General features: G+C 68.5%; 10 protein-coding genes. 2 read left to right on the forward strand and 8 right to left on the reverse strand.

Annotation, left to right across the window (positions count from 1 at the left end):
* Positions 1–69: 69 nt before the first annotated feature.
* Complete coding sequence (locus tag A5758_RS18165) at positions 70–2,436, forward strand: heavy metal translocating P-type ATPase (RefSeq protein ID WP_067742728.1); 2,367 nt, start codon at positions 70–72, stop codon at positions 2,434–2,436.
* On the opposite strand, the gene A5758_RS18170 is transcribed toward A5758_RS18165, so the two are convergent.
* The 8 genes from A5758_RS18170 to A5758_RS18205 all read right to left on the reverse strand — a co-directional run bounded on the left by A5758_RS18170 (position 2,425) and on the right by A5758_RS18205 (position 9,031).
* Positions 2,425–3,555, reverse strand: a complete 1,131-nt coding sequence (locus A5758_RS18170) for a PPE family protein (RefSeq protein ID WP_067742877.1) — start codon at positions 3,553–3,555, stop codon at positions 2,425–2,427. The genes A5758_RS18165 and A5758_RS18170 overlap by 12 nt on opposite strands.
* A gap of 124 nt (positions 3,556–3,679) precedes the next feature.
* Positions 3,680–4,819 (reverse strand): PPE family protein, encoded by a 1,140-nt coding sequence (locus tag A5758_RS18175; protein WP_067205171.1) that lies wholly within the window; start codon positions 4,817–4,819, stop codon positions 3,680–3,682.
* A gap of 222 nt (positions 4,820–5,041) precedes the next feature.
* Positions 5,042–5,221 carry a hypothetical protein gene (locus tag A5758_RS18180; RefSeq protein ID WP_067742731.1) on the reverse strand — a complete coding sequence of 60 codons (180 nt, stop codon included), beginning with the start codon at positions 5,219–5,221 and terminating at the stop codon, positions 5,042–5,044.
* Positions 5,221–5,577: a hypothetical protein gene (locus A5758_RS18185; RefSeq protein WP_067205166.1), complete on the reverse strand. Its 357-nt coding sequence runs from the start codon at positions 5,575–5,577 to the stop codon at positions 5,221–5,223. Before A5758_RS18185 ends, A5758_RS18180 begins: the two co-directional genes overlap by 1 nt.
* A gap of 141 nt (positions 5,578–5,718) precedes the next feature.
* Positions 5,719–6,147 carry a hypothetical protein gene (locus A5758_RS18190; protein ID WP_067742734.1) on the reverse strand — a complete coding sequence of 143 codons (429 nt, stop codon included), beginning with the start codon at positions 6,145–6,147 and terminating at the stop codon, positions 5,719–5,721.
* Positions 6,148–6,271: 124 nt separating this feature from the next.
* Positions 6,272–6,859 (reverse strand): hypothetical protein, encoded by a 588-nt coding sequence (locus A5758_RS18195; protein ID WP_067742737.1) that lies wholly within the window; start codon positions 6,857–6,859, stop codon positions 6,272–6,274.
* Between the two features lie 108 nt (positions 6,860–6,967).
* Entirely contained in the window at positions 6,968–8,170 is a 1,203-nt protein-coding gene (locus A5758_RS18200) for a zinc ribbon domain-containing protein (protein WP_231987348.1), read from the reverse strand.
* A 57-nt stretch (positions 8,171–8,227) separates the two neighbouring features.
* Positions 8,228–9,031 (reverse strand): hypothetical protein, encoded by an 804-nt coding sequence (locus A5758_RS18205; protein ID WP_156622688.1) that lies wholly within the window; start codon positions 9,029–9,031, stop codon positions 8,228–8,230.
* Between the two features lie 114 nt (positions 9,032–9,145).
* Between A5758_RS18205 and A5758_RS18210 the strand changes: the two genes are divergently transcribed.
* Positions 9,146–12,007: a TIR domain-containing protein gene (locus tag A5758_RS18210; protein WP_082939749.1), complete on the forward strand. Its 2,862-nt coding sequence runs from the start codon at positions 9,146–9,148 to the stop codon at positions 12,005–12,007.
* Positions 12,008–12,025: the final 18 nt, after the last annotated feature.

Here is a 12,025-nt window from a genome sequence, read left to right on the forward strand (position 1 = left end):
CCTCAATCCGCGTCCATCCGGCCCTAGCCCATTTGGGAATGCGGGACCACGCTGGCACGCATGGGCGCTATGGCACGCCGGGGCTGGTTGCGGCCCGCTCAGTGGGTCGAACCGATCCTTGCCGCGGTGACCGTCGTCGCGTTGGCGGCCGGGGGGATCGCCTGGCTTGCCGGGGCGCCGCGGGTCGCCGACGGCTGCTGGATCGCGGGCACGGTGGTGGCGGTGGTCCCCGCGGTGGTGTGGGTGCTGGCCGCCCTGCGCCGGGGCCGATTCGGGGTCGATCTGATCGCCGTGTTGTCGCTGCTCGGCACGCTGCTGGTCGGTGAGTACCTCGCGGGCGCGTTGATCGCGGTCATGCTGGCCGGTGGGCGGGCGCTGGAGGCCGCGGCCGAGCGCCGCGCATCCCACGATCTGCGGGCGCTGCTGGAACACGCGCCGCGATTCGCCCGCCGCCGCGTCGGGTCGGCGGTCGACGTGATCGCGCTGGACGAGGTCGCGGTCGACGATCTGCTCGTGGTGGGCCCGGGCGAAGTGGTGCCCGTCGACGGGCGCATTTCCGGCGCGATCGCGGTGCTGGACGAATCGGTCCTGACCGGCGAACCGCTGCAGGTCGAGCGCGGCGTGGGCGAGCCGGTGCGCAGCGGGGTTGTCAACGCGGGCAGCGCCTTTGAGATTCACGCCACCGCCACCGCCGCCGACAGCACCTACGCACAGATCGTCCGCCTGGCCGCGGAGGCCGGGGCGGAGAACGCGCCGGTGGTAAGGCTGGCCGACCGGTACGCGGCGTGGTTCTTGCCGTTGACGCTGTTGGTGGCCGGGGCGGCCTGGCTCGCCGGCGGGTCACCGGTGCGGGCGGTGGCGGTGCTGGTGGTGGCGACGCCGTGCCCGCTGTTGCTCGCGGCACCGGTCGCGATCGTGTCCGGGCTGTCGCGGGCGTCGCGGCGCGGCGTGGTCATCCGCAGCGGTGGCGCGCTGGAAAACCTCGGCCACGCAACGACTTTGGTGATGGACAAAACCGGCACCCTGACCATGGGGCGTCCCGTCGTCATCGACGTCGCGGCCGCGCCCGGCCGCGATGCGCTCGAGATCCTGCGGGTGGCCGCCTCGGTGGATCAGATGTCTCCGCACGTGCTGGCCGAGGCGATCGTCACCGCGGCGCGGGCCCGCGGTCTGCCGCTGTCGCTACCCACCGAGGTGGCCGAGGAACCGGGCTGCGGCGTCACCGCCAGCCTGGACGGTCGGCGGGTCCACGTCGGCAAACTCTCGCACGACACCGCGACCGCGGCATGGGCCCGCGCGGTGGTCAATCGCGCCCTGCTGGACGGCGCCGCGATCGCCTGGGTCTGCGCCGACGGGCGGCCCATCGGCGCGGTATTGCTGCGCGACCCGTTGCGCCGGCATGCGCCGCGAACGCTGCGCCGGCTACGCGAAGCCGGGCTGAACCGATTGGTCATGCTGACCGGTGACCGCGCCGAACCCGCCCGCGAGGTCGCCGCCGTGCTGGGTTTGGACGAGGTGTACGCGGAACAAAGCCCGGCCGACAAGGTGGCCGCCGTGCGGACCGAGCGGGAGCGCGCCGTGACCGTGATGGTCGGCGACGGGGTCAACGACGCGCCCGCGTTGGCTGCGGCCACGGTCGGCGTGGCGATGGGCGCCCGCGGTGCCACCGCGTCCTCGGAGGCCGCCGGCATCGTGTTGACCACCGATCGGCTGGAGCGGCTCGGCGACGCGATGGACATCGCCCGCTGGTCGCGGCGCATCGCCGTGCAGAGCGCGGTCGTCGGCATGGTCCTGTCGCTGGCGGCGATGGCCGTCGCCGCCATTGGTTGGCTCCCACCGGCGGTCGGCGCACTGGTGCAGGAGGGCATCGACGTCGCCGTGATCCTCAACGCGCTGCGCGCACTGCGCGGCAACCCGGACATCGAGGTCGACCTCCCCGCGTCGACCGAGCAGATGTTGCGGCGCTTCGACGCCGAACACGACGAGCTGCGCGACGCCGTGGATCTGCTGCGCGACGCCGCCGACCAGTTGGCCGCCGCGCCCGATCGGTCGGCGCTGGAGGCGATCAGCCGCGCGCACGCCGTGCTCACCGAGCGCATCATCCCGCACGAGCAAGCCGAGGAGACGCAGCTCTATCCCGCGCTGGCCCATCCGCTGGGCACCAGCGAAGCGACCGCCCCCATGAGCCGCGCCCACGCGGAGATCCAGCGACTCTCCGACCGGATCGGCGCGCATCTGGCCTTGGCCCAGAGCAGCGGGGCGATCGGCCCCGACCAGCTCGACGACCTGCTCGCCTGCCTATACGGGTTGCATGCCCTGCTACGCCTGCATTTCCTGCAGGAGGAGGAAAGCTATTTCACCCTCGCCGAGGACGAACCCGGCGGCCCGCGAAAGCCAGATGGCCGGGATGCCTTGGCGGACAAGCTATCCCGCTGAAGGCGGCCGTTTCATAACGGTGCCGGGCAGCTCCGCGCCGATTTCGATGTCCTCGTAGTCGCGCCCGTCACCCCGGCCACCCTTGCCGCCCACCGGCGGCCGCATCGGCGCCACCGGCATGGCGGGGGTTTGCCCCGCCCCCGCCGGAAGCGCGGACACTGCCGAGGCGAGCTGCACCGGCGGCTGCGCGCCGGGCAGCATCCCCACCGTCGCGGGCGGCATGCTCAGCTTGCCCACCAGCACGGAAACGCCCAGCGCGCCCCGAGGCGCCAGCGCCCCGGAGCCGAGGGCGTTCACGAGGCTCGCATCCGCCGACGCCAAGGCAGCCGAACCCTCCGCCAGGCCCTGGCCGATGTCGGCGCCAACGCCTGAAAGTGCCTGGGCCGCATTGAGCTGCGCCAGGTAGCTGAGCAGGTTGACGGGGAATCCGCCGGCGATGAACTGCCAACCCCAGATGCTGGTGTAGCCGAACCAGCCCTTGTTGGGGTCGAACGGGGTGACGCCGAGCGCGTCGATGATCGACCCCGTGGAAGTCTGAGAGCTTGCCAGCGCGTTGGCGGCCGGCACCAGCGAGGCCTGGATGGAGACCCCCGAGGGGTTGGCGACGGGCGGCGGAGACGAGAGCGGAGAGAGCTTGACCGCGTTCAGCGAGGTCGCGCCGTAGCGATACATCGCCGCCGAGTTGTTGACCCACATGGCGTTGTACTCGGTTTCGGTTTCGGCGATGGCCGGAGCGTTGATACCGAAGAAGTTGGTGGCCAGCAACATCGCCAACCGGGCCCGGTTGGCCGCGACGACAGAGGGATGCACCACCGTCCAGTGGGTCAATTCGAATGCGGCCGTGACCGTTTCGACCGATGCGGCGATTTCCTGGCATTGCGCCGCGGTGGTCCGCAACCAGGCCAGGTAGGGCTCGAAGGCCTGGGCCATCGCCGCCGAGGACGGACCCTGCCACGTCCCGGTCAGCGACGCCAACTCCGCGGTATAGCTGCTCGCGGCCGCCTCCAGTTCGGCGCTGAGCTCTTGCCACGCGCCGGCCGCTTCGATCATTGACCAGGCGCCGGGTCCGGAGTGGATCAGCGCCGAAGTGATCTCGGGCGGCAGCAGCCCGAAATCAATCACGTCTCGCCCAACCGAACAGGACGCGCACGGTTATTTTGCTTGGGCGACAGGGTATTTGCGCCGCGATTAACCTATCCGGCGGCGAGAATCGACTTCCGGAGTGGGGAGGCGTCATCGGCTCTCATCCCCCGCTTGGCGGTCGGTGAATCACCTTCTTCGGGAGTTCCGCCCCGTATTCAAGGTCCTCAAACTTCTGTTGCTTCCGCTTGCGCCAGCCGCTGCCCGCCGAGTTGGTGGCCGGCGCCATCATGGGCATGACCGGCATGCCGGTGAGCCCGGCGTCGGCGGGCAGGGGCGACACCGACGATGCGAGTTGCACCGGCGTCTGCGTCGCCGGTAGCAGGCCCACCACCGCGGGCGGGGCGGTCAGCTTGCCCAGCGAAACCCCGACCCCCGTCGCCGCCGCGGCCGCTCCCCCGGGTGCGGCTTGCAAGGCGCTGGCCAGCCTGGTCACCGACGACGCCAGCGCTCCCTCGCCCTCCGAGAGCCCCAGGCCGATGTCGCTGCCCACGCCTTGCAGCGCCTGGGCCGAGGTGTTCTGCGCCAGGTAGCTGAGCAGGTTGACGGGGAACCCGGACGAGATGAACTGGTTGCCCCAGGTGCTGAAATAGCTGAACCAGCCGGCGTTGGGGTCGAAGGGGGTGACGCCGAGCGAGTCGATGACGTTCCCCGTGCTGGAGGCCGTGGAGTTGAGGAGGGCGTTGGACACCACTCCCTGTTGGTTGAGCGTCCCCGCCGGATTCGTGATGGCGAGCGGCGAATTGAATTGCGACAGCGACGTGGTCGCTTGCGACGACGCCGCCTGATATCGGGTCATCGCCGCGGAATTGTTCGCCCACATGGTCTGGTATTCGTCCTGGGTCGCCGCGATTGCCGCGGTGTTCTGCCCGAACCGGTTGGTGGCCAGCAACTGCGCCAGCTGCGTCCGGTTGGCGGCGACGACGGAGGGGTGCACCACCGCCGAGCGGACGGCGGTGAACGCCACCGCGGCGGACTCTGCCGAGGTGGCCATTTGCTGGGCCTGCTGCGCGGTGGTGCGCAGCCAGATGAGGTAGGGCTGTACGGCCTGCAGCATCGCCATCGAGGATGGGCCGTCCCACGAATCGATCAACGACGACAACGCGGACGCATACACGGCAACCGAGTTTTCCAACTCGACGCCCAGATTCTGCCACGCGCCAGCGGCCTCGATCAGCGAACCCGCCCCGGGACCGGAATGGATGAGCGTCGAGGTGACCTCGGGTGGCGCGAATAAGTCCATCACATCTCACCTTGTCTACGCCGGGTACGCAGCCGGAAATTTTCGATTACCAAGTTGCAAAGAGCCCGGAAACATTACGCATTCACCCCCCAGGGCGCCGCCCGCTCCCTTCCCGTCGAGTTCCGGACCGTGAGAACGATATACCGGCGACCTTAGGGTATCCAAAGTATTAGCCGGCGTCGGCACCTCGAAGAGCGGCTAACGGGATCGCCGACGGACGCTCTAGACCGTCACCGACGCACCGCTGGTCACCTCGATGATCCGATCGGCGATGCCGCGGCGCTGCATCTCGCGCGTGAAGTCGGCCAGCGGTGAAGCGAAGACGCGATAGTCGTCGAAATGCACGGCATAGCCGCGGGCTACCCGATCGCGGACTGCTCGCGCGGCCCGGAAGATTTCCACTACAGGCCGGGCAAGCAGATGGGTGCTCCGTAGCAAGGCGGCGGACCTAGCGGCCGGCGGGGAGCGTCGCCCTCCCACACGAACTGGCCAACGTTGCCCATCCCGCCGACGGGGACCCAGTACCAGTGGTGGCACACGCCCATATCCCAACGGACATCGGGCATCGGCAACGGTTGCCCCGGGCACCAGTCGTGCGGGACCGTGAAGTTGTCCAGGGGCAAGGGGCCGATCACTTGCGGCGCAATACCGCGCTCCGCCTCGGCCGTGCCCGCGGCCAGGCCCAGACCCGCCACCGCCACGCCGCCGGACAGCAGCACCCCGGTAATGACCTTCCTGACCTTGTGATTGTTCGACATTGCTTCGCGCCTTTCCTCGACGCTCCGGGATCAGTATCCGCTCGCGCCGACCCCGTCACCGGGGAAGTGGACTACGCGAATCAGCAGACACCGAGCGGTCCGCTACCGATCCCAGAAAGGCACCGCTCTAGGTCGCCCGGTCTAGGTCTTCGTCAGCGTGAAGCGTTGCGTGTCAGTTCCCGCACTGTTGCAGGACGAAGCTGGCCAACTGACGGATTCTGTTCCCTGCAACGTCACCGCATCGAAGGAATACGTGCTGGTGAGAGGGTACTTATCCCCAGCATCGCAGTAGGGGTGAATGATGACTGGCGCAGTCGTCCAGGTGGTGCCGTCTAGGTGGGCTTGGACGTCCCAGACGGGCCTCTCGCGGTGCTGGACACGCAAACAGCCCGCACCGCACGGGGCAAGAAACCACTGTTCGTCATAAGCGCCGAAGCCGTTCGCACTCACATCGTGATGCACGTTGTACAGGCCGTTGAGGTCTTCTGCCTGCGCCGGGCCCGCTAGCGCCACGCTTGCGGCGGCCGCCAGAGCGGCGGTGGCGGCAGCAAGGCTTCGAGTGATCGTCATCGATTTCCTCCGTTCCCGATTGAGGCCTCGAGGCCAGAGAAGTGAGTCTTAGCCCTAGATGGATGCGGGGCCAGAGCCGTGGGTCCCCGGGAGTGGGGTCGTTGGTCCCGTTACGGCGCGGTCATCAGAGCATTGAGCCGATCATGGTTTCGGCGTCGGGCCACACCGAGTCGCGAAGGTCTGAGCCGGTGGTGAACAAATCAATGAGGGCCGCCTCTCCGGTGGAGGTGTTGAGCAGCGCGACGGCGATTCCGTACAACGGCGACGTGCCCTGGTGGGTTGACAGATCGCCGGTGAAGCGGGCGAACTGCTCCTGCTGGAAGTGGAGGCTGACCAACTGCTTGGGATTGGAGGCCTTTTCGATCGCAACGTTCGTCAAAGATTTGGTCGCCGATTGGATGAACCCGGGAAGTAGCTGGGTGACGTTTCGGGCACTCGATTGTTGGACGACGACCAGCATGTTCGCGGTGTCGTCGTCGTTGTTCAGAATCACAGAGCCATTGTCTTGGCGTACGGCCATCCAGGCTGGGGCGGGAGTGATCGATACGTCATCGAAGCTGACCGCGGCTTTGGCCACGAGGGCTGCGGATGCACGCTGGCCGTACGCCGTGGAGGCAGCGGTTGGTCCGCTCGTGAGGATGCGGTGTTTTGGCGGGAACACGAACCACGCCGTCAGACCGGCGGCGATCAGGACGACCACGGTGATGATCACGGCGATTACGCCGGCCCCCCATCGGTGCCCCACGCGCCCCCCGTCCGCGGGGTAGCTCGGCGGCGGTGCAGCAGACGACATCGTTTCTCCTCGGTGTCGGTGGCGCGGTCAGGCCACCGGCTTACCGCCCGGCAACTGACGGGGCCGGACTTCGTAAACCATTGCGGCGCTGGCGGTTCCGCATACCTGGCAGAACGCAGCACCGGGCACCATCGCGGCCCCGCAATGCGCGCAGACCTGTTCGGCAGCAGCCGGATGCGCCAGGGCTTTGTCCCCACTGAGGGCTTCTTGGGCTTCAGCGAGCAGGCCTCGATGCAGCTCGTTGCGCGCTGCGATCAGTCCGGCCGCGGCCAGCACCAGCGCTGCCACTGTGGTCAGCACGATGCCCCGGGCGCCGTAGGGCTCCAGCAAGGTGGTGGCCAGCTCGTACAGCACGAGCAGCGTCAACCCTTGTGCCAGACCGATGACGGGCTTGCCGGTCGCCTCACGCAGCCGCATCACCGTGACCGCCGCAGCGGTAGCGAAGAGAATGGGCTGCAGAAATCCCAGGGTCAGTGCGATGAACGCCACGTGCGCGGGGTCCCCGGCGGTCGAGTCGATGTGGGTGAATGCGCCGCGCTGCACGACGATGCTCAAGCCAAGCGACAACGCCGCACCGCTGAGCGAGCAGCTGATCAGGGCATCGATGGGATGGCGGAACGCCGCCCGAGCGGTGATCAGCGTCGGCGCGATCAGCACCGCAACGAAGGCGACCACGGGCACCAGCACACCGAGTTCCAGGATCCGGCTACCCGAAGGCGGCCAGTGGGCCGGCGCGACCAGCACGACACCCTTGGTGAACTGGTTTTCCAGTAGGCCCACAGCCACACCCAGCAGCAACGAGAGCAGAAAGCCGACGCCGACCACCGTGATCGGTTCATCACGCCACACATCGTGGTCGTGGATGTAGGCGAGCACGGCCGCCGGTAATGCCACCGCCGCCAACACCAGCGAAATCGAGAGCACCCCGAACGCGGCGGCCAGCAGCGCCGCCAAGAGCGCCAGCGCGACGGCATTGCGGTACGCGCTTTGACGGCCAGCCGACAAGTGCGGCATGAGGGTGCTCATCACCGCCAGCGCACGCACCGGCTCATCGGGCACGGCAGCAAAATGTTGTGCCCGATCGATGCCGGGATGCAGCGGCGTGCCGCAGCGGGTACAGAAGCGGGCAGCTTCGGAATGCGGTGTCGAGCAGTTCGGGCACTCCATCATGTCCTCCGGGCTGGTCGAGAAGTTCCGTCTGCCGGCGTCAACTCCTGCCGATCCGAACATCTCCGATCACCCGGTACAAGAGACGAAAGTCCTCGACCGGCGCATGGCTGGGCGCCGTCAGAGCATCGAGCTGATCATGTTTTCCGCGTCGGGCCAGGCCGCGTCGCGTAGGTCGGTGCCAGGGGTGAACAAATCGATGAGGGCTTCCTCCCCCGTGGAGGGGTTCAGCAGCACGACGAGCACCCCATACACCGTCAGGGTGCCCTGCTGGGTGGACAGATCGCCGCTGAAGCGGACGGACTGCTTCTGCTGGAAATGGGGGCTGTTCAACTGCTCCGGCTTGGAGGCCGTCTCGACCTCGACGCTGGTCAACGACAATTTGGATTTCGACTTTCTGATCCACCCGGGAAGTACCTGCGCGACGTCGTTGGCATCCGATTGGACGACTATCACCTCCATGAACTTCTTTTTGTCCTTGCCCAGGATCACACCGCGCTTACCTTCTTGGTCTACGAGCACCCAGCCGGGTGCGGGGGTGATCGAGACGTCGTCGAGGCTGATCGCGGCTGTGGACACGAGCGTGGGCGCGGTAGGCGCACGCCGGCCCATGGAGCCAGGGGTTGCTTTGGGCGTGGGGACGTTGACCTCAGGAGAGGGCGGGGTGCTGTGTTTTGGTGGGAACACGAACAACGCTGTCAGGGCCGCGGCGATCAGGACGACCACGGTGATGATCGCGGCGATCACGCCGGGCCCCCATCGGTGCCCCCTGCGTCCCCGGGTCGCGGGGTAGCTCGGCGGCGGTGGGGTCCGTTCGGGCGGCGGTGCGGCGGACGACATTCGTTTCTCCTCGGTGTCGACGTGGCGCGGTCGCCGGAGATCGCGAAACAGCGCGGCGACGTCAACTCCTCCTGATGCGAACATCTCGGATCACCCGCTACAAGAGACGAAAGTCCCCGAGGGCGCGGAGTTAGCTCCGCCCGCCTGCCCCGCTTAGAGTCGAAAGCCCCTGTCGCCCGTTGGCTCACCCGATTGAAGATGCGAAAGCAGCCCGTCGACCTCGGGGGTCAAATGTCCGCCCACAGCGCAGTACGTGCGGAGCCACCAAACCAGGCTCAACGACCGTCGTTCACCTACGACGCGTTCCTGTCCTACAGCCATCGTGACGGGGAGGCCGTGGCCGGGATCCAGAAGGGCTTGCACCACATCGGTCGTCGCGTGGGCAAGTTGAACGCGTTGCGGGTGTTTCGGGATAGCACCGACCTGGCCGCCAATCCCAACCTGTGGGGCAAGGTCAGCAACGCGATGGACCAATCGCGCTATCTGATTGTGGTGCTTTCGTCGTCGGCGGCGGGCTCTCATTGGGTCAACCAGGAGGTCGCCTACTGGCTGGATCGGCGCGGTCCCGACCAGCTGTTGGTGGTGGTGGTGGAGGGCCAGCTGTGCTGGGACGGCGAGAACCGCCGGTTTGATCCCGGCCGGTCGGATGTTGCGTTGCCGGTGCTGACCGAGCCTGGGGTGCTGCCCGCCGAACCGCTTTATGTCGACATCAGCGGCGACGCGCCATGGGATCCGCACGGGCACGCCTTCCGGGACAAGGTCACCGACCTGGCCGCCCCCATCCATGGGAAGTCCAAGTATGAGCTTGCCAGCGACGACCTGCGTGAACAGCGGCGCTTCCGGCGCTTTCGCCGAGCCGCCATCGCGGGACTGGTTTTCCTTACTCTCCTCGCAGTCGTGGCGGCATCGATCGCGGTCGTGAAACAACACGAAGCTACCCAGCAGCGACAACGAGCCGAACGCGAGCGGGACCGGGCTGTGGCGCTGAAGTTGACCTCGCAAGGACAGGCCATGCTTGCCGGTGTCGAAGGTGGCGGTGACGTGCGGGCGCTGCAGCAGATCCTGGCCGCGCCGCGTATCTCGCCGAATGCCGACACCGGCGCACTGTTCACCGGGGTGGTGGCTCGGCGAAGCACCGTCAAGATGATCCAGTTAGCCGACCCGGTGAACAGCGTGGCAGTCAGCCCGGACGGGCGGCGCATCGTCTCCGGCGGCGACGACAAGGCCCTGCGGTTGTGGGATGCGGCCACCGGCCAACCGATCGGCGCGCCATTGACCGGCCACACCGCCCCAGTGCGGAGCGTGGCGTTCAGCCCCGACGGGCGGCGCATCGCCTCCGGGAGCTCCGACAACACCCTGCGGTTGTGGGATGCGGCCACCGGCCAGCCCATCGGCGCCCCACTGACCGGCCACACCGACGCGGTGCGCAGTGTGGCTTTCAGCCCGGATGGGCGGCGCATCGTTTCAGGCAGTCTCGACAACAAGCTGCGGCTCTGGGACGCCGGCACCGGCCGGCCCATCGGCGCCCCGCTTATCGGCCACACCGACGCGGTGCTCAGCGTGGCGTTCAGCCCGGACGGGCACCGGATTGTCTCCGGCAGTTGGGATGAGAGCCTGCGGCTGTGGGACGCCGACACCGGCCGGCGCATCGGCGCCCCGATGACCGGTCACACGAGCTGGGTGCTCAGCGTCGCGTTCAGCCCCGACGGGCAGCGCATCGTCTCCGGCAGCCACGACAACACCCTGCGGCTGTGGGACGCCGACACCGGCCGGCCCATCGGCGCCCCACTGACCGGCCACAAGAGCGGCGTGTACGGGGTGGCTTTCAGCCCCGACGGCACGCGGATCTGCTCCGGCAGCGGCGACCACACGGTGCGGATCTGGGACGCGGCTACCGGACGACCCATCGGCACCCCGCTGACGGGCCACCTCAACTGGGTTTGGAGTGTGGCCTTCAGCCCGGACGGACGCCACATTGTCTCCGGCAGTTGGGACAAGACGCTGCGGGTGTGGGACCCACACGCGGAGGAATCCATCACCGGGCACACGCTTCCGGTGATCGGAGTGGCGTTCAGCCCCGACGGGCAGCGCATAGCCTCCGGGAGTGACGACAAGACCCTGCGGCTGTGGGACACCGGCACCGGCCGGCCCATCGGCGCGCCACTGACCGGCCACACCCGCACGGTGTCGGCCGTGGCGTTCAGCCCAGACGGGCAGCGCATCGCCTCCGCGAGCGGCGACAAGACCCTGCGGCTGTGGGACGCCGGCACCGGCCAGCCGATCGGCGCCCCCCTGACCGGTCATACGGACTGGGTGACCAGCGTGGCGTTCAGCCCCGACGGGCAGCGCATCGTGTCCGGCAGCGGCGACGGGACAGTGCGGATCTGGGACGCGGCCACCGGCCAGCCCATCGGCGCCCCCCTGACCAGCCGCACCGGCCAGGTGTGGAGCGTGGCGTTCAGCCCCGACGGGCGCCGCATCGTCTCCGGCGGCTTCGACGCCACGCTGCGGTTGTGGGACGCGGCCACCGGCCAGCCCATCGGCGCTCCCCTGACCGGCCACACCGCCCAGGTGCGGAGCGTGGCGTTCAGCCCCGACGGACGCCGCATCGTCTCCGGCAGCATCGACACCACGCTGCGAATCTGGGACGCGGCCACCGGCCAACCCATCGGCGCCCCCCTGACCGGCCACACCGGCCAGGTGTGGAGCGTGGCGTTCAGCCCCGACGGGCAGCGCATCCTCTCCGGCAGCGACGACGCCACGCTGCGGCTGTGGGATGCGGCCACCGGCCAGCCCATCGGCGCCCCCCTGACCGGCCACACCGCCCAGGTGGAGAGCGTGGCGTTCAGCCGCGACGGGCAGCGCATCGTCTCCGGCAGCGACGACACCACGCTGCGGCTGTGGCCCGCGCTATCCCCGGCGGACTGGCCCGCGCTGCTGTGCGACAAGCTCGCTGCGAACATGAGCCATCAGCAGTGGAAAGAGTGGGTCTCACCCGACACCCCCTACATCGCGGTCTGCCCCGGCCTCCCGGTCCCACCCGATAACCCAACCCGGTAAGGAGCTTTAGCGCCTGGG

Origin of the sequence: Mycobacterium sp. 852014-50255_SCH5639931 (assembly GCF_001665605.1) — a bacterium.
GTDB lineage: Bacteria > Actinomycetota > Actinomycetes > Mycobacteriales > Mycobacteriaceae > Mycobacterium > Mycobacterium paraffinicum.

Excerpts from the sequence above, each read along its gene's own strand:
- A5758_RS18165 (WP_067742728.1), top strand. The coding sequence starts at position 70 with ATGGCACGCCGGGGCTGGTTGCGGCCCGCTCAGTGGGTCGAACCGATC.
- A5758_RS18175 (WP_067205171.1), bottom strand. The coding sequence starts at position 4,819 with ATGGACTTATTCGCGCCACCCGAGGTCACCTCGACGCTCATCCATTCC.
- A5758_RS18185 (WP_067205166.1), bottom strand. The coding sequence starts at position 5,577 with ATGTCGAACAATCACAAGGTCAGGAAGGTCATTACCGGGGTGCTGCTG.
- A5758_RS18190 (WP_067742734.1), bottom strand. The coding sequence starts at position 6,147 with ATGACGATCACTCGAAGCCTTGCTGCCGCCACCGCCGCTCTGGCGGCC.
- A5758_RS18200 (WP_231987348.1), bottom strand. The coding sequence starts at position 8,170 with ATGTTCGGATCGGCAGGAGTTGACGCCGGCAGACGGAACTTCTCGACC.
- A5758_RS18205 (WP_156622688.1), bottom strand. The coding sequence starts at position 9,031 with ATGTTCGCATCAGGAGGAGTTGACGTCGCCGCGCTGTTTCGCGATCTC.
- A5758_RS18210 (WP_082939749.1), top strand. The coding sequence starts at position 9,146 with ATGCGAAAGCAGCCCGTCGACCTCGGGGGTCAAATGTCCGCCCACAGC.